15 protein-coding genes are annotated in these 16,993 nt (G+C 63.2%); 7 read left to right on the plus strand and 8 right to left on the minus strand.

All coding sequences use genetic code 11. The features are described 5' to 3' along the window. Positions 1 to 258 precede the first annotated feature (258 nt). A complete protein-coding gene (locus tag EV283_RS19420) occupies positions 259 to 429 on the plus strand; it encodes a hypothetical protein (protein ID WP_242615903.1) in 171 nt (56 codons plus the stop codon). A 403-nt stretch (positions 430 to 832) separates the two neighbouring features. Here EV283_RS19420 and EV283_RS10415 read toward each other — a convergent pair whose 3' ends face one another. Together EV283_RS10415 and EV283_RS10420 are read right to left on the minus strand one after the other, a co-directional pair. After that, positions 833 to 2,530 carry a hypothetical protein gene (locus EV283_RS10415; protein ID WP_130325133.1) on the minus strand — a complete coding sequence of 566 codons (1,698 nt, stop codon included), beginning with the start codon at positions 2,528 to 2,530 and terminating at the stop codon, positions 833 to 835. Positions 2,531 to 2,634: 104 nt separating this feature from the next. Continuing rightward, positions 2,635 to 4,350: a molecular chaperone HscC gene (locus EV283_RS10420; RefSeq protein WP_347400215.1), complete on the minus strand. Its 1,716-nt coding sequence runs from the start codon at positions 4,348 to 4,350 to the stop codon at positions 2,635 to 2,637. Between the two features lie 158 nt (positions 4,351 to 4,508). Between EV283_RS10420 and EV283_RS10425 the strand changes: the two genes are divergently transcribed. From EV283_RS10425 to EV283_RS10450, 6 genes are all read left to right on the plus strand, one after another. Beyond that, positions 4,509 to 4,727 carry a hypothetical protein gene (locus EV283_RS10425; RefSeq protein WP_130325137.1) on the plus strand — a complete coding sequence of 73 codons (219 nt, stop codon included), beginning with the start codon at positions 4,509 to 4,511 and terminating at the stop codon, positions 4,725 to 4,727. A gap of 84 nt (positions 4,728 to 4,811) precedes the next feature. Further along, entirely contained in the window at positions 4,812 to 5,390 is a 579-nt protein-coding gene (locus EV283_RS10430; RefSeq protein WP_130325139.1) for a hypothetical protein, read from the plus strand. A gap of 60 nt (positions 5,391 to 5,450) precedes the next feature. Next, positions 5,451 to 6,008 carry a GDSL-type esterase/lipase family protein gene (locus EV283_RS10435; protein ID WP_130325141.1) on the plus strand — a complete coding sequence of 186 codons (558 nt, stop codon included), beginning with the start codon at positions 5,451 to 5,453 and terminating at the stop codon, positions 6,006 to 6,008. Between the two features lie 265 nt (positions 6,009 to 6,273). Further along, positions 6,274 to 8,748, plus strand: a complete 2,475-nt coding sequence (locus tag EV283_RS10440; protein ID WP_130325144.1) for a TonB-dependent receptor — start codon at positions 6,274 to 6,276, stop codon at positions 8,746 to 8,748. Positions 8,749 to 8,782: 34 nt separating this feature from the next. Continuing rightward, complete coding sequence (locus EV283_RS10445) at positions 8,783 to 9,730, plus strand: Na+/H+ antiporter NhaA (protein WP_130325146.1); 948 nt, start codon at positions 8,783 to 8,785, stop codon at positions 9,728 to 9,730. A gap of 195 nt (positions 9,731 to 9,925) precedes the next feature. After that, on the plus strand, positions 9,926 to 10,474 hold the full coding sequence (locus EV283_RS10450; protein ID WP_130325148.1) for a DUF4142 domain-containing protein: 549 nt from the start codon (positions 9,926 to 9,928) through the stop codon (positions 10,472 to 10,474). A gap of 16 nt (positions 10,475 to 10,490) precedes the next feature. On the opposite strand, the gene EV283_RS19145 is transcribed toward EV283_RS10450, so the two are convergent. The 6 genes from EV283_RS19145 to EV283_RS10475 form a co-directional block, all read right to left on the minus strand. After that, positions 10,491 to 10,640, minus strand: a complete 150-nt coding sequence (locus EV283_RS19145; protein WP_165391751.1) for a hypothetical protein — start codon at positions 10,638 to 10,640, stop codon at positions 10,491 to 10,493. Positions 10,641 to 11,102: 462 nt separating this feature from the next. After that, a complete protein-coding gene (locus EV283_RS10455; protein WP_130325150.1) occupies positions 11,103 to 11,702 on the minus strand; it encodes a DNA-3-methyladenine glycosylase I in 600 nt (199 codons plus the stop codon). A 387-nt stretch (positions 11,703 to 12,089) separates the two neighbouring features. Beyond that, positions 12,090 to 12,344: a hypothetical protein gene (locus EV283_RS10460; RefSeq protein ID WP_130325152.1), complete on the minus strand. Its 255-nt coding sequence runs from the start codon at positions 12,342 to 12,344 to the stop codon at positions 12,090 to 12,092. A 381-nt stretch (positions 12,345 to 12,725) separates the two neighbouring features. Beyond that, a complete protein-coding gene (locus EV283_RS10465) occupies positions 12,726 to 14,879 on the minus strand; it encodes a xanthine dehydrogenase family protein molybdopterin-binding subunit (protein WP_130325154.1) in 2,154 nt (717 codons plus the stop codon). Beyond that, positions 14,876 to 15,895: a xanthine dehydrogenase family protein subunit M gene (locus EV283_RS10470; RefSeq protein WP_130325156.1), complete on the minus strand. Its 1,020-nt coding sequence runs from the start codon at positions 15,893 to 15,895 to the stop codon at positions 14,876 to 14,878. Before EV283_RS10470 ends, EV283_RS10465 begins: the two co-directional genes overlap by 4 nt. After that, positions 15,895 to 16,506, minus strand: a complete 612-nt coding sequence (locus tag EV283_RS10475; protein WP_242615904.1) for a (2Fe-2S)-binding protein — start codon at positions 16,504 to 16,506, stop codon at positions 15,895 to 15,897. Before EV283_RS10475 ends, EV283_RS10470 begins: the two co-directional genes overlap by 1 nt. Between the last annotated feature and the right edge of the window lie 487 nt (positions 16,507 to 16,993).

The raw sequence follows: 16,993 nt of genomic DNA on the forward strand, positions 1-16,993 counted from the left end.
TAGCTCGTCAGGCTCATAACCTGAAGGTCACAGGTTCAAATCCTGTCCCCGCAACCAACCTCATACCACGACAACGCCGCCCTCACGGGCGGCGTCGTCGTTTGGGGTTCGAAGCGGCATGAGATGCCCATGACATGGCGGCATTCGCCAAGCTTCTCCATTACTATGCGACATTCGTGAACCGGTAAGACTTATTGGGTTGGCGTTGATCAGATCGTCGCGGGGCACCGCGCGATTCACGGTTCGATCTATCGCGGTTTGTCGCTGTACATCGATCCGGCCGAGATCGATGGAATCGATGACGATGCCGCAATCCTGCATTTCTCGACGCAACTCACCGGCAGCCACGCCTACCCGGCCGCACCGCATCAGGCCGACACCGTGATCCTCGCGATCGCGATCCGCCGCAGCGGCGATTGGTGGGTTTAGCCTGCGCAAAACGTGATGCTTGCCGATCCGCGTAACGGCTGCGCGTTGCTCCGCGTGTTCTGATTCGCGCATGACTGCCGAGAGGCGAGTGACCTAGCGCCCGAACCGTCTGACCTTTTGGGCAATGTGAGACGGCAACTTTAAAGCCGTTTCGAAGACCGCCACGGGACGAGATTGGCAGTCATCGTGCTGAACGGATGCCCGCTTTGGAACGTGCAAATTGGTCACCGGGGCGGCGGACCGTGGACGGGGAGGGGCCCGCCGCTGTTGCAAGCCCCAGATGTTCGAACGCAGCTACCCCGAACGCCCGCGGACTGTTCCCCGGTGTGGCAAGGAACGTGATCGACAATGCCGTCAGCGTGACGGCAGATGGATGTTTAGGACAAAGGAATTTGCCACCAGTCTAGGAATCTCTGGCGAACAGATCGCGGATGAAGTCGAGCTTGACGGCATCGGGTTTAGACGCCGCCTCATCGATCAGCGCGATGTTGGCGTTGCAGATGGCGGCCGGACTGCCGTGAAAGGCAAGAGCAGCTTTGAAGTCGGTATGCGACAGGTGAGCGCGCGATTCGGCTCCGGCGGCGATCGCGCGGGGAACGCGGAGTTCCGCGGGTTTGGGCCGAGGCCTGACGGGCCCTCCCAACAAGGCACGGCCTGACAGTGTGGCTTGATAATTGGCAAAGCTGCGTGAAGGCGGATCCTTGCCGGTGCCCTTCAGGACATCGACGCATTGGGCCATGCTCCCCTGCGCCACCCAGCGGAGTTGGTTGACATAGGCCCTGGCATGATCGGTGATCAGCTTTGCGTCCGGCCCGCGCAACGCGGACGCGAAGACGCTGTTGACGATCGCGTAGGCGCGCGGGACGAACGCCTCGAAGGAGCGGCCGCTCGCCTTTTCGGCCTGCCAAGCGCCGGCCAACTGGGTGTATGCAGGCGGATTTTTCTGCTTAAGATCGGCCACGGTCACGGTGTCCGCCGTTATCCGATCAAGCACCTGTTGCAGGTCGGACGACATATCGACGAACGATGACTGCAGTATGGGAGGAGAGGACGTGATGGGGGCCGACCCTGACGACACCCGCTTGGTCTTGCTCGCGGGACTGAGCAGCGGGACCAGCAAAAGGATCAAGATATAGGCGATGCCCAAGGCGCGCGCCTTCATGCTGTGCTTGGCGCGGAATAGGAACCAGACAAAGACGTACGGAAACAGGAAGATGCCGATATAGAGCAGCGGATTGGCGCTGTGCTGCTGGCTTTCGCCGATCCCGCGTTGCCAGACGGTCCGCCGCCAGCGTTCGCGCAACCAGCGCGAGACCGGGTTACCACGATGCTGGGCGGCGATGCGTCCGTTCCACCATTCGAGGGTTTCTTGGTTCAGGCCAGGAAGCGCGGTCGGGTGAAACGATTGCAGATAGGCGAGCAGATATTCGACAGCCGCGCCATATCGCCACGCGCGCAACCTGGCCCAGCGCGCGGGTGGTGGCGCGCGCAGTCCGGTGAGCAGGTCCGCATAAAACCCGTTCTGATGCGGCAGCTCGATCTCGAAATATCGGTCCTCGCGGCGCTTGAGGATCCAGTCGAAGATCGGGGGGCGCCGTAGTTCGACACCCTCCGCAGCCCATTTGAAATGCGAAATCGCGACGTCGATCATCGGATCGCTGCGTGGCGTTGCACGGTAAATGAGGTCGGCGACCATCGCCTCGACCCTTTGGGCATGATCGATCGCCACCATTGCGGGGTCGGTCAGCACACGCCGGGTCGTCTCGACGATATCGTCCGCAGATACCGCAAGGGCAGGGTCGAACAGCAGCGCGTGCAGGCGGTCGATCTGCGCGGTATCGGGCAGGACGGACGGCATGATGGCGGGCGAGGGCGTGGGGGAGTCCGCCGGATAGCCCGGCTCGACGCGTTCGTCCGCCGTCGCTGCCGGTGTCTGCTCGGACCGCGGCGGATCGGAACTGGGCGGATCAATCGAAACAAACGACGTCGTAAACGCCAGCTCGTTGAACGCACCGCCGCGCACCCAATCCATTGCGGAGTCCCGCGCCGCGCGCAGCGCGATGAAGGCTGCCGGGTCGACCTCGGGATCGATCGCCTTCAATCGCGCGCCGTATGCGCGACGAATCGCGGTCTGGTCATCGGTCGGATCAATGCCAAGGATCGACCATACCGACGATGCTGTGCCGTGCCAGCCACGATCGTCTGTCACAGGTAGCGTTCGCCTTCGAGTTCGTCGAGTTGGTCGCTTACGACCTTGACCGCATCGGCGATAATCCGCGGATCCTGCGAGCTTAGCGCCCCTTCGAAATGACCGATCAGCTGGCCGATCAGATCGCGCTTGGGACCGAGGAACGATTCGTAGCAGCGCTCGGCCCGGCTGAGCAGCGCCTGGTTGACCTGCTGCTCGCGCGGATGGACCTTCAGCCCCGCCAGCATGGTGCGCCGCGCCGCCAGTTCCTCCTCGGTGATCGGATCCTGTTCGTCGCGGATCACTAGCTGTTCGCGCACGCCCGTCTCGGGGACGAGCACGTCGACTTCCAGCAAGCCGCTGACGTCATAGGTGAAGCGGCAATCGATGATGACCTCGCCGGCCGGGCGCGGAGGTACCGGCAGCGATACCGACCCCAGATGGACGTTGGCGCTAACCTGGCGGGACTCGCCTTGGAAAATCCCGAATTCGACCTTGCTCTGGTTGGGCGAAGCCGTCTGGAAGCGGTGGACGCGGCTGGTCGGGAGAACGGTATTGCGGTCGATGATCGGCGCGAAGATGCCGTGGTGCACCGCTCCGGTCGCGGTGCGTTCGGAGACGTCGACGCCCAGCGTGTAGGGGCAGACGTCGGTCAGCCGGACTTCGGTCAGGTCGGCATCGCGTGCCTTCAGACCGGCCTGAACCGCGGCGCCCAGCGCGACCGCATGGTCGGGGTGGACGGCGGTGTTGGGGAAGCGCGAGAACATCCGGGTCACCGTCCGGCGCACGATCGGCATTCGCGTCGCGCCGCCGACCAGCACGATCTCGCTCATCTGGTCCGCCCGGATGTTGCTGTCGCGCATCGCGCGCAACACGGGATCGCGTAGCCGGTCGAGCAACGGCCCTGCGGCCTGTTCGAAATCCGCCGCGGTGATCTCGGTCTGATATTCGGTGTCGTTCCACAGGATCGAGAAGGATGCGCTGTCATGGTCGCTGAGCGTCCGCCGCGTGCGCTCCGCCGCGGCGCGCATGGCTTCGCGAAGTTGAACGTTATTCTGGTAATGCGGCAGCGAGAGGCGCGTACGCGCCAACGCCATCATTACCTCGTTGAAATCCTCGCCGCCAAGTTGGTTGTCGCCGGCCGAGGCGCGCACTTCGATGATGCCATCGAAGATCTCGACGATCGACACGTCGAAGGTGCCGCCGCCCAGATCGAACACCAGAAACGGTTCGCGGTCGGAACGATCGATGATGCCGTAGGACAAGGCAGCGGCAGTCGGTTCGTTGATGAGGCGCTCGACCGTCAATCCCGCAAGCTGTCCGGCGCGGCGCGTTGCCTTGCGCTGGCGATCGTTGAAATAGGCAGGGACGGTAATGACCGCGCCGTCGACGGGCTCGCCAAGTTCGCGTTCGGCATCGCGCTTCAGCTCCGCCAGGACGAGCGAGGACAGGTCCTCTGGCGTGAAGCGCGTCGTGCCGAGCATGACCTGCCTCTGCGTGCCCATCAGCCGCTTAAAGGTAGTCGCGGTCAGCGCCGGATGCGAATGCTGCCGGTCGCGCGCCGCCATGCCGACGAGGATGGTGCCGTCGTCGGTCATGCTGACCGCGGACGGGGTCAGGAAATCGCCGAGCGCATTGGGGATCAGCTGTGGCGCGCCGTCGCGCCAATATGCCACGGCACTGTTCGTAGTCCCCAGGTCTATGCCAACAATCACGCCGCCCCCGCTTTGCATTCCGCCAATCACATCGGCCAGCCTGATCTCCTAAAGCGGGTTAGTCACGAAAGAAAAGAACTTTGCCGACCAGTCCAAGGCATGGCGCAGCTTTCGGGCGCAGGCGGACGTTGTCGGAAGCGTCGCCTAGATTGCGGCACGAATAACAGGAGACAATCATGCGGTTCGTTCAGATCGAGATGCTGCCTGCAGGCAAGGCGCTAGTAGATATCGACAAGCTGACGCACGCGGTACCTGAGGGCGAGGGCACGCGACTGTTCCTCGGGGCGCAGCACATCGACGTGCCGCATTCGCTGGCCGAACTCGAGAATGTCTTGGCCGGTCGTGAGCGGACTGACGATGGCGAGAGCAGTCGAGCAGGGTTTGGCGTCCGGTAGGCGCGCAGCCGGGTAATGGCACCGGTACGGGATCGACGATCGGTGCCAACTTTTATCTCTGCGTACAGTGCGGTATCGAGGGGCATGGCTCGTGCGGAAAAGCTGAAGGTCTACAGGACAGCCGCTGGCTTCAACGATGCATATGTTGCGGCGCCCAGTCAGAAGGCCGCGTTGGCGGCATGGGGAAGCGACAAAGACCTGTTCGCGCGCGGCATCGCAGAGCTTGTAACAGACCCTGCATTGACCGCGGAGCCATTGGCGTCGCCAGGCGTCGTTGTGAAGCATTCCCGCGGCACGACCGTCGAACAAATCAAGGCCATGCCGGACCCCGAACCGCGGCAAGCGCTGCGAAGCGGCACAGGTCGCCCCGCAGCTTCCAAACCGCCGCAGAAATCGAAGCCTGCACCAAAACCTGTACCGAAACCGAAGCCCAGTAGCGCCGAACTCGAGGCTGCGGAGAATGCGCTCGCAACGCTGACGGCCGATTACGACCGCATCATGAAGGCCTTAGCGGATCGGGAGGCAAAACTGGCGCGTGAGCGACGGGACCTCGAAAAGCAGCAGCGCGACAGCGTTGGTGCGGCAGAGGCGGCCGTTAATAAGGCGCGTGATGCCTATGACGGGGCATTGCGACACTGGCGAAAGGCGAAAACGAACACCTAGGTCTTCGCGTTCGATGCCTATCTTACATTCCGTCAACGACGTCCTACTTCGCGACGTTCAATGATAGAATTCCCGCTTATCCTCGCTATCGGCGACAGTCTGGTTGCTGGCTACGGCTTGCCGGTCGACGACAGCTTTCCCGCGCAGCTGCAGGTGTCGTTGCAGTACCGATATCCTGGCGCATCAGTCATCAACGCGGGGATTTCGGGTGACACCAGCGCTGACGTCCTCCGACGCCTCCCACGGCTGCTGTCCAGCCTTGACCGCCGTCCGGCGCTCGCGATCGTCCAAGTAGGCCCGAACGACGTCCTGCAGCAGGCGCCGCCGGCTCGTACACGCGCACAGATAGAGCAGATCCTGCTACATTTGAGCGACTGCGGCATTCCGGTGTTGCTGACGACCGTTGAATCGCCGGCGTTCATACGTGATCGAGCTGCCGCTTACCTGGGTATCCATGCGGAGGTCGCTGCCGAACACGGCGCGACCGTTTGGCCGTTCTTCCCGCCGGGTGTGTTAGGGCATTCTGCCATGGTGCTGGCCGATCGGGTGCATCCGAACTCGAAAGCGATACGTGCGGTGGTGGCGGCAATCGGGCCGGTTGTGGAGCGGATGCTGTAGCACCGGGCGTTAGGTCAAAGCTGCGAGATCCTCGCGCCTCTAAGCAGCAAGAGCCAGCAGCGCTATGACCGGACTGGAATGGGCAAGAGCGGTTTGCATGGTCGCGAATGTCGGATGGAGGAGCAGCGCACGCTTGCGTGCGGCCTATCGCGCCGCATCATTCCAAGCACATAGGGCCGTAGTTTTTGTTCGTTGATCCAGCGCGCTGTCGGGACAACCGGGGGGCATGATCGCCAAAGAGCGATGCACCTAAGGGATCCGTTACATGATCATCTATCGTACCGCGTTGGCTCTCGCCGTCTCGACCATCACGCTAGCCTACTCAAACGTCGCCTATGCGCAGGAGACGCCCGCACCGACGGGCTCCGTCACGGATCCTGCTCCGGTGCCGGCATCGGCTGACGATCAGGACGACATCATCGTCACCGGCACTCGTGCGGTCGGCCGGTCGCGGCTCGACAGCGCGTCGCCGGTCGACGTGCTGAGTGGTGCCAGCCTGCAGCGCCAAGGTACGACCGAACTGGCCACGGCGCTGTCGGCGATCGCGCCCTCGATCGATTTCCCGCGTCCTGCGGCGACCGACGGCACCGATGCGATCCGCCCGGCAACGCTTCGTGGCCTCTCGCCTGACCAGACGCTGGTCCTGATCAACGGCATCCGCGGACATACCTCGTCGCTGCTCAACACAAACGGCAGCGTGGGGCGCGGCTCGGCGGCAGTCGATCTCAACACGGTGCCGACCGTGGCGCTCGACCGGATCGAAGTGCTGCGTGACGGTGCCTCGGCGCAATACGGTTCCGACGCGATCGCTGGCGTCGTCAATTTACGCCTGCGCGAGGCGCGTTCGGGCGGCGGTGCGCAGGTCACCTACGGCTTTTACGACACGCAGGTCGATACCGCGAACAACAGCCGCCACGTCACCGGAGAGAACGCCGTTACCGCGTCCATATGGCAGGGCATCGGCTTTGGTAGCGACGGCTTCCTCACCGTGTCGGGCGAGTACACGAAGCGCCAACCGACCAACCGCGCCGACATCGACACGCGCGTCATCCCCAACCGCGTAACCGGCCGTTACGGCGATCCGGCGGTCGAGCAATATACCGGCTTCGTCAACGCAGGCACCTCGCTGACCGACAGCATCAGCCTATACGCGTTTGGCGGCTATCAGGACCGCGACAGCCGTAGCGCCGCCTTCCCGCGGATCGCGCCGCCAGCGACCACGCCGGCCAACCTTGCGACGCTGGCGACGCTTGATCGCGCTGGCTATCGCGACGGCTTCCGGCCGGTCATCAACACCAAGTCGAAGGACATCAATTCCGCGGTCGGCCTGCGTGGTGAATTGGGCGGATTCAACGTCGACCTATCGCTCAGCTATGGCCGCAACCGGATCGACTATCGCACGCTGGACTCGGCGAACTACGCCTTTGGCAGAGCAACCCCGCACACGTTCGACGACGGTGCGACGATCTACGACCAATATGTCGCTGGGCTCGACGTCTCGCGGAAGTTCGACGTCTTCCAGTCGCTGAACGTCGCGTTTGGCGTCGAGGGGCGCCGCGAGGGGTACAAGATCGTCCCGGGGGAACTGGCCTCCTATGGCTATCCGACGGCGGGCACGGTGACGGGCATTCCCGCAGGCACCACCGCCGCGCCGGGTGCGCAGGGGTTCGGCGGCTTCTCGCCCGCCAACGCGACCGAGCGGAGCCGCCGAAACGGCAGCATCTATCTCGATCTCGAGGCGCAGGTGACGGACAAGCTGCTCGTCGGCCTCGCCGGCCGAGCCGAAGATTATTCCGATTTCGGCAGTACCGCGACGGGCAAGGCCTCGCTGCGCTACGACTTCGCACCCTGGTTCGCACTCCGCGCGACCGCCTCGACAGGCTTCCGCGCACCATCGTTGCAGCAGCAATATTTCACCCAGACCGCCTCGGTCGTTACCAACGGCGTGCCCATTCTGACCGGTACCTTCCCGTCGGTCGACCCCGTTGCGAGGGCGCTCGGTGGTGTGCCGCTTGAGCCCGAGAAGTCGACTAATCTATCAGTCGGCACGGTGATCCGTGCTGGTGGCTTCGACCTGACGATCGACGCTTATCGCATCCACATCCGCGACCAGATCGGCCTGTCGGAGAATATCGCCGCGACGTTCAGTCCGGCCGTGAAGGCGCTGCTCGATCCGTTCAACGTGTCGGCGGCGCGCTTCTTCCTCAACGGGCTCGCGTCGACGACCAAGGGCATCGACGCGGTCGCGCACTACCGGCTGGCGGCAGAGAGCGTTGGCAATTTCGACTTTACGGTCGCGGGCAACATCAACGACGTGAACGTGACGCGAATTCCGGTCACGACATCGACGCTTAATCCCGCGCCGACGCTGTTCGCGCGTAGCCGCATTCTGACGCTCGAGGACGGGACGCCTGGCACGAAGGTGACCGGTACGATTGACTGGTCACTCGACCACGTCGGAGCCCTGGCACGCGTCACCTATTATGGTGACGTCAACCAGCCCGGCACGCTCGTCGGCGCCGACGTGCACACCGGCAAGCACGCGATCACCGATCTCGAACTGCGCTACACCGCCCCCAAGAGCGCGCAGATCGGGCTTGGCGTCAGCAATGTGTTTGACGTCTATCCGGATCGTACGATCGCGGCAAACAACAGCACGGGCGTGCTGGGTTATCCTTCCTACTCGCCATTCGGCTTCAACGGCCGCTACCTCTACGCCCGCGTCGGTCTGAACTGGTAAGCGGGGGCTAACATGATTGTACCGTTGGTCGTTTATGGTTGGGCAGCGACAATTAGATACGACCAACGGTAGAAAAGCCGTTCAATTCATCAAGGTTGCCCATGTCTTTGACACCACGATTATCCGGCAAGGTTGCTGCGGCATTCTGGTGATCGCCGTCGCCTATACCGATGCACTCGACGTGACCGCCTTGATCGTCGCCATCGTAGCTTATGCCGCCATGTTCGGCGCGCTCAAGTTGCGGCTGGTATCGCCCATTCCTTACGTTCTGCTGGGGCTTATCGTGTGGGGTGGGACCTATGTCTCCGGCATTCACGCGACTATCGCGGGGGTCATGCTGGGACTGCTGTCGCCGACGCGGTCGCGATTGTCCGAGCATCGTTTCGCCGACCGCGTTCAGGAACCAATCGATCGGTTCCAGGCGGCCGTGCAGGACGCGCGGCAGGCGGACGACGGTGATGCAGATGCCGAAGAGGCCGAGCGCAGGACACAAAGGCAGCTCGGCTATCTCCAGGAAATGACGCAGGCGACCGACGAACCTGCCGAGCGTCTGGTACAGATGCTCAACCCCTGGGTGTCCTACGTGGTCCTGCCGCTATTTGCCCTCTCGGCCGTCCGCATTCACTTCTCCGCAGATTTGATCACCGACGCTGCCGGCTCTTTGCTCGGATTGGGAGTGTTTGCCGGACTCGCGTTCGGAAAGCCGTTGGGATTCCTTTCGGCGACGTGGCTTGCGGTGACGTTGCGACTTGCGGAACTGCCTGATGCGGTGTCGTGGCGGATGGTTCTCGGGATCGGTGCGCTATCAGGCATTGGCTTCACGATTTCTCTGTTCATCGCCAACCTGGCCTTCCCGGACGTCCAACGTACCGAAATGGCATCCCTTGCCGTTCTTATCGCGTCGGTCGTGTCGGCCGGGTTCGGCTATGCCGCCCTGCTGTGGGCGTCTGGTTCGCCTGACGATCAACCGAGCCACGTCTAACGACCTTTTCGGCCCGCCGTATGGTGCTCAGATATGGACCCGGTTAGCCTAAAAAGGTTGGCAAAGCCCCCCAATATGCCAGCGAATATGAACGACACATCACGCTCATTGACTTGCATCATGTCGATATCCGCAGGATTTATGAGGCCCAAATCTAGCTCGGTCGTTGTAGAACCAATTGCTAGGAGTAAAGTAATGAATATCAAACACATCGCTATGGTGCTTGCCGCGACAGTCAGCACGACCGTATTTGCACAAACGCCGCCGCCACCACCGCCACCCGAGGCGAAGACATCCGCCATGCCCTATGTCATGGCTGCGGGAATGAGCGATCTTTACGAGATCAACTCGAGCCAGGTTGCGCTGCAAAAATCACAGACGCCTGCTGTCCGCAAGTTTGCGACGATGTTGATCAAGCATCATCAACAGACGACTGCAGCGACCGTCAAGGCGGCGACCAAGGCCGGTCTGACGCCGACGCCGCCCGTTCTTGATGCCGGCGCAACTGCGTCGATCAACGAACTTCAGACCGCATCCGCGGCGGATTTTGACCGTCTCTACCTCGGTCAGCAGATCCCGGCGCATCAGGCAGCGCTGGACCTTCATCAAAGCTATTCGACGGGCGGAGATCAGGCGCCGTTGCGCATGTCAGCAAAGGCTGCGGTGCCTATCGTGAAACAGCATCTGAATGCTGCTATGAAGATGAATGCCGGTAAGCCGACTGCGAAGATGTCAGGCATGTAAGAGCGGCGGAGCGCCGTCATCGGCGCTCCGTCTCCGACAGCTTTTCTGCAGCCCCGCGCTGCCAGGTGATTGCGCCCACTTGCTGACCTTCAACCTTGCGGCGCACGAGGATCTCGGGAACACGGTCGAGTGAGCCGCCCTGAATGACGCGGCCATCATCATCCATGACAACGGGACCCTGTCCTACGAGCACGCGCCGACTTCACGAGTCACGACAAATGCCTCAGATTGGGAGAACAACGCCCAGCCTGCCGATAGACGTCGTGCCTCATATGTATTCGTGGAACCACCTCGCTTAATGCTGCTTGCACGCGCAGGCGGACGCTGTTGAACGTCCGCAACCCTTACCCACCACGATGCTGATCAGATGCCAAGATCGGTCGTCGAAGAGATAAACAAGCGCCTGAAGTCGGGAGGCGGGGAAGGGGGTAATGTGACCGCTTGCGGGTCTTGTCAGCGCCGTGCCGCCGGGGAGTTTCGGAGGAAGCGCGACGCTGGTTACCGAGGCATCGATAAAACAAAGCTCAAGGCTAGCATCGTCGCGACGATCGTTCAGCCAGGATAACGAACAGCCGTGGTCCGTGCGAACACCGCATGAGGGCGGCCGCAGACCCCGGCGGTATCTCGCTTACGGTTCGGCTCGACGGAAACAGCACGTCTCGTGGTCGTTCACAAGACCGCAGGCCTGCATCCAGGCGTAGACGATGACTGGGCCGACGAACTTGAATCCGCGCTGCTTGAGCGCTGCGGATAGGGCTTCGGAAGCAGGCGAGCGGGTCAGCGCCTTGGCACCGTCGCCGACCACGGGCGTATCACCAACGAAACTCCAGGCAAAGCTGCCGAAATCCTCGCCGGCGTCGCCCATCGCGAGATAGGCGCGGGCATTGCCGATCGTCGCCGCGATCTTGGCGCGTGAGCGGACGATACCAGCGTTGCCGAGCATCGTCGCAATGTCCGGCTCGCCGAACCGAGCGACGATGTTAGGATCGAATCCAGCGAACGCAGCCCGGAATGCGTCGCGTTTGCGAAGGATCGTGATCCAGGCGAGCCCGGCCTGAAACCCGTCGAGCATCAGCTTTTCCCAGAGCGCGCGCGGATCGCGTTCGGGCACGCCCCATTCGGCGTCGTGATACGCGGCAAGCAACGGATCACCCTGCGCCCATCGGCAGCGAGATAGGTCGGCACGAGTTAGGGCAGGGGCTGCCCGGTCTTTGCTGTCGATCTGCATGCTGGCACCGACGATGCGCGCTCTGGGCTCGCATGTCGATACCGTTAGGCATCGTCGACGCCGAGCAGGTCTCGATGACGTTCAGCCGTCCAGCGTTGCCCCCGTCGAAGCGGACTGATTATCCTTGCCCTTAAAGTCGTCCGGGCAGCGGATCGGACACCAAGCGTCGCCCCCCAATCGGATGAACGAAAGGCCGAAGTTGCGGCGTGAGCTGATTGTCGATCCGGCGCGGAAAGGAATGGAGCACTCAACGGCAGGATGGCGGATCGATCAGCCTGAGATGCTGGCCGTCACCATCGACGGTGTCGCGTATGACTGAAAGCATGGCGTATCGCAGCGGCGTGCTGGTGCGGGTCATCGGTTGACGATCACCGTGTTTATCAGGCCTTACGGAACAGACAGCGGTCCTGGCAACTGTCGAGGGAACCATGTCAGAAGGGCGTCCGACAACGCAGTAGCGACAACAGAGGGGGTGCCCGTTCGTGTGCCGCTAGCGCGCACCGTGGTCGCCTGCCCTGTCCATACGACGTGATTATCGCGGCGCAGCGACACGGTCACTTCGAGACGGGTCACGATCAGACCGTGCAGCTGATCCTTCCCCGAAGGCAAGGTCAGCGACAGGCCGCCAAGCCCGGCCGCCATGGCCGGCCGATCCGACCGGTCGTTGCCCGACCGGACGACGCCGCGCTGAGTCTGGGATACCTCAACCCTTGCGACGTAAAGGCTGTGGTTTGCGTCGGGGAGGGGCAGGAAAGGTGTTCGAAGGAGCGTTCGCTGAACGGCGTCCGTGAAGGTTTTCGTGATAGCGGGAGACGTGGTCGGACTATCGCCAGCCACGATCGCTATCGTGCCGGGCCTGACCGCGGTGGTGGCAACCGGCGATTGCACGACGGCTGCTGCCGCAGCGAGAGAGAGTAAGTACATCAAACAGGTTCCGATGATTTAAAAGGCTGTCCGATGTCGCCCGACACGTCGGAGGTATGCGATCTCTCGTCTCGGCTCCGGCATGCCGCCTTGGCTTGATTACAGAAGATCTTCGATCCTGAACGGCATCTCGCGCAGCCGCTTGCCCGTCGCATGATGAATGGCATTGGCGATGGCGCCCGCACAGCCCGTCATGGCGACTTCACCGAGCCCCTTTGCGCCAAGGGCGTTGATGAGAGGATCTGGCCGATCGATGAAGCCGACGTCGATTGACCCGATATCGGCATTCACTGGGACGACATAGTCGGCAAGATCGTTGTTCAGCCAGCCGCCAAAGCGCGGATCCACCTCGGTCGCCTCGCGAAGCGCAGCACCAATGCCCCAGATCACGCCGCCCCGAACCTGGCTTTCGGCCGTGCGTGGCGAGATCACCCGTCCACAATCGGCAATGCTGACGACCCGTGGCACGCGGACGCGTCGCGTACCGGGTTCGACATGAACTTCAACGAAGTGGGCAATGTAGCTGTAGGTCGTAAAGGTCGAGTAATCCGGCCCGACCAACGCCATGCCGCCCTTGCGCAGCGTCGCCAGATCCGTCGGCCCCTGGTCGACCGCAACATGCTCGACCTCGACCTGGAGCGAGGGACGCCGAACGGTAGCCAGCTGCCGGTGGAGGTTCCCCGCCACCTGACGCCCGGCCAGTAGCGCGGCCATGGCAGCATTCAACTTTGCGGCCGCCTCGGCCGCTGCGGGCACGACGCTGGCGGTGCCCCAGGATCCCGCCGTCGTATGCTGTGGCGCTACGCTGGTGTCGCCGATCGCGATCTCCAGTTTCAAAGGATCGATCGCGAGTTCGCGTACGAGAACCTGCTCGATGGTCGAGCGGATCCCCTGGCCCATTTCATGTCCGGCAGCTGCAAACCGGGTCGTACCGTCGGCATTCACGCGGAGCGTCACGATGTTGGGATGGGCAGAGCCCGGATAGGCACCCGATGCTACGCCCCAGCCGACCTGCGTGCCGTCAGGCAGCGTCATCGAGCCTGGCTGGAGACTGCGCCGTTCCCAACCAAACCGGCGTGCGCCCTCCGTCAGGCATTCCGACAGATAGCAGGACGAGAGTTTATGGCCGTGAATTGGATCGGTCGTCGCGCGGTGGCGTAGTCGAAAGGCGACCGGATCGACGCCGAGCTTGAGGGCAAGTTCGTCCACCGCGCTCTCGAACGCGAAGCACGATGGATGCGGCGTTGGCGACCGCATATAGCCTGGCGCCTGCGTATCGATCCGCAGGTTAGCGGCGGTCCCGTCGTAATTCTCGATCCCGTACAGCATGGGCACGGACTCATGGTAGTCGGGCGGGAACTGGCCTTCGCGCGATTGCTGTTGATCGGCGTCGTAGCGCACCGCGATCATCGTGCCGCTGGCATCCGCACCGATCTCGATTCTGTGACGGTTTTTTGGCCGAAAGGTCGCGTTATGGAAAATCTGCCCGCGTGGCAGGACGAGTTTGACCGGTCGGCCGAGCAGCATTGCGGCGCGGGCGACGAGGGCGGTCTGGCGCTGTGCCCCACCACGCTGGCCGAAGCCCCCGCCGATCTGTGGGCTCTTTACCGTCACCTGCTCGGGCGTAAGGCGCATGTTGCGCATGACAGCACCCTTTGTGTTGCTGCTGCTCTGTGTGCTTTCGTAGATGGTGAGTTGCCCGTTCTCCCATATTGCCGTGGTCGACAGCATCTCGATCGGGTTATGGTGCTGTGGCGGTGAGACATAGTCCGCCTTGTGCCGGGTGACCGCGCGCGCCATCGCCCGCATCGCATCGCCCGCCGTAACCGGCTTGACGGCTTCGCGCACCATCCCCGGCTGGTCGATCAGCGAGGTGAACGCGGGGGCGACGGTGTAGAGCGGACGGATGGCCTCGGCGCCCTCGATCGCAGCCTCGAGTGTCTCGGCGACGACGAGCGCAACCGGCTGCCCGCGATAGGCAATGTCCGTCGTCAGCGTCGCAGGCGGGGGCGGTGCGCCAGGGGTCGCAGGCGGGGGCGGTAGAAAGTCGCTCGAAGTCAGCACGCGGACAACGCCCGGCACCTGCATCGCCGCGTCGATCGACAGCGCGGCAACGCGCCCCTTCGCGATGGTTGCCGGAACCTGCATGGCATACAACAGTCCGGCGACCTGATGGTCGGCGCCATAGCGCGCGGCACCCATCACCTTCTCGCGGGCATCGGCACGGGGACGGTTGGGGAAGGGGGCGGTCATGACCGGTTCCTAGCTGCGGCAATTGTCAGGGCATCGGCAACGGTCCGTGCGCCGAGTTCGATCTTGAAGCCGTTATGCTGACCCGCCTTGGCATCGGCGAAGGCGGCGTGTCCTGCCGCCAGTGCGGTCGCCGGGGTCAGGGGCTTACCCGCCAGCAGCGCTTCTGCCGCGGTCGCCCGCCATGGCTTGGTCGCCACCCCGCCAAGTCCGATCCGGGCGCGCGTCACGGTGTCACCGTCCATGTCCAACGCGACGGCGGCCGAGGCGATAGCGAAGGCATAGCTCTCGCGGTCACGGATTTTGTGATATGTCGAATGCCGGCCTGCCTTCGTCTTTGGTACGACGATAGCCGTGATCATCTCGCCTGGCTGCAAGGTGAACTCAAGGTTCGGCGTGCTGCCCGGTAGGCGATAGAGTTCGGCAATCGGGATGGCGCGGCTACCGCCGGCGCCTAGCACCTCGACATACGCATCGAGCGCGACGAGCGCGACGGGCCAGTCACCTGGCGAGACGGCGGTGCACGACGAACTCTGGCCGAGCACAGCCTGGCCGCGGTCGAGCCCGCCGATCGCCGCGCAGCCCGAACCCGGTTCGCGCTTGTTGCAAGGGTAGGTGTTGCCGACCGACGTTCCGCCCGCACCGTTTCGGAAATAGAGGCAGCGGGTCCGCTGAAGCAGGTTGCCGCCGACTGTCGCCATATTGCGCAACTGTTGCGAGGCAGCCTTCCACAACGCCTCGGCAAGTATGGGATAATCACGCAGCACGACCTTGTCGGTCGCGACGGCGCTCATCGGCGCGAGGGCCTCGAAGCGCAGCCGCTCGCCGTTCGTCTCGATCGCGTCGAGCCCTCGGATCGTCGTGACGTCGATGAGATGCTGGGGCTTCTCGATGTCGAGCTTCATCAGGTCGTAGAGCGAGGTGCCGCCTGCGATATAATGCGCTCCAGCGCCCGCCGCCATAAAGGCTCGGACTGCCGCGGCGGCGCTTTCGGGTCGTGCATAGGTGAAGGGACGCATCAGACCTTCTCCCTTCCCGCAACCTGCTCGATCGCCGCGACGATGCCGACATAGGCGCCGCAGCGGCAGATGTTGCCGCTCATATATTCGCGAATGCGGTCCTTCGATGTGGCGTTGCCTTCGCGCACGCACGCCACCGCCGCCATGATCTGTCCGGGTGTGCAATAGCCGCATTGCAGGGCGTCGTGATCGATGAAGGCCTGCTGCATCGGATGCAGCGTCTCGCCATCGGCAAGCCCTTCGATCGTCGTCACTGCACGTCCGTCGACCTTGGCCGCTAGCGTAAGGCAGGACGCGACACGCCGACCGTCGACGTGAACGGTACACGCGCCACACTGGCCGTGGTCGCAGCCCTTCTTGGCGCCGGTCAGGTGAAATTGCTCCCGCAACAGGTCGAGCAGCGATGTCCGCACATCGATCTCGACCGGTACCACCTTGCCGTTGACCGTCGTCCGGATCGCCATCCGGACGCCCACAGGCTTGGCGAGCGGTGCTGCGATCGCCGGATCGCTCTCGGAGATAACGCTCGACGCTGTCAGCGCGGCGGTACTACCGAGCGCTGTGCGCCGCGTCAGCGGTACGCCCAGCAAGTGCTCCATATCAGGCATCATAAGACCTCCGGACGAGCACTTGCCGTCCCAGGCATTCGTAACGGAAACAGACGCTTAGCTAAAGCGCTTAGTTCGGCCAATAAGCGGTTGCTATCTTCGAAGCGCGCAGACACCGCGACGTTGAAATCGGCATGGGTCCCTGATCGGCAAGCGGAGCCTCTACTCGGTCAGCTAGCATCCCGTACAAGGCCTGAAGCCCTTCACATCGTGGGCTTGCCCAGGTGTCAGGATCAAACATTGCGGTCTTCCTTGGGTATCGCAGCGCGCGTGCAGCTGGACAGTAAGTCCGCCTCGCCAGCGAACGAGCCCCTCGAATCCCTGCCCCTTTAAGTCCGGCGGCGCAACGATACGCCCGGTTCCCGTGTTTCCAGGGGCTGCGTTGGCACCGGGTACGGACGTAAGAGTGGGCATGGCGCAGGAGGCGGCGGCTGACCTGAAGCGCGGTCCCGGATAATGTGGCGGGCTACGCTGGCGTCCCGAGGGCTCG

The organism is Sphingomonas sp. BK036, from assembly GCF_004216825.1.
Taxonomy (GTDB): domain Bacteria; phylum Pseudomonadota; class Alphaproteobacteria; order Sphingomonadales; family Sphingomonadaceae; genus Sphingomonas.

Bases quoted from the DNA above. Each gene is read 5' to 3' on its own strand.
- EV283_RS10435 (WP_130325141.1), top strand. From the start codon at position 5,451: ATGATAGAATTCCCGCTTATCCTCGCTATCGGCGACAGTCTGGTTGCT.
- EV283_RS19145 (WP_165391751.1), bottom strand. From the start codon at position 10,640: ATGGATGATGATGGCCGCGTCATTCAGGGCGGCTCACTCGACCGTGTT.
- EV283_RS10455 (WP_130325150.1), bottom strand. From the start codon at position 11,702: ATGCAGATCGACAGCAAAGACCGGGCAGCCCCTGCCCTAACTCGTGCC.
- EV283_RS10475 (WP_242615904.1), bottom strand. From the start codon at position 16,506: ATGATGCCTGATATGGAGCACTTGCTGGGCGTACCGCTGACGCGGCGC.
- EV283_RS10420 (WP_347400215.1), bottom strand. From the start codon at position 4,350: ATGCAAAGCGGGGGCGGCGTGATTGTTGGCATAGACCTGGGGACTACG.
- EV283_RS10445 (WP_130325146.1), top strand. From the start codon at position 8,783: ATGGTTGGGCAGCGACAATTAGATACGACCAACGGTAGAAAAGCCGTT.
- EV283_RS10460 (WP_130325152.1), bottom strand. From the start codon at position 12,344: ATGGCGGCCGGGCTTGGCGGCCTGTCGCTGACCTTGCCTTCGGGGAAG.
- EV283_RS10450 (WP_130325148.1), top strand. From the start codon at position 9,926: ATGAATATCAAACACATCGCTATGGTGCTTGCCGCGACAGTCAGCACG.
- EV283_RS10430 (WP_130325139.1), top strand. From the start codon at position 4,812: ATGGCTCGTGCGGAAAAGCTGAAGGTCTACAGGACAGCCGCTGGCTTC.
- EV283_RS10425 (WP_130325137.1), top strand. From the start codon at position 4,509: ATGCGGTTCGTTCAGATCGAGATGCTGCCTGCAGGCAAGGCGCTAGTA.
- EV283_RS10440 (WP_130325144.1), top strand. From the start codon at position 6,274: ATGATCATCTATCGTACCGCGTTGGCTCTCGCCGTCTCGACCATCACG.
- EV283_RS10470 (WP_130325156.1), bottom strand. From the start codon at position 15,895: ATGCGTCCCTTCACCTATGCACGACCCGAAAGCGCCGCCGCGGCAGTC.
- EV283_RS10465 (WP_130325154.1), bottom strand. From the start codon at position 14,879: ATGACCGCCCCCTTCCCCAACCGTCCCCGTGCCGATGCCCGCGAGAAG.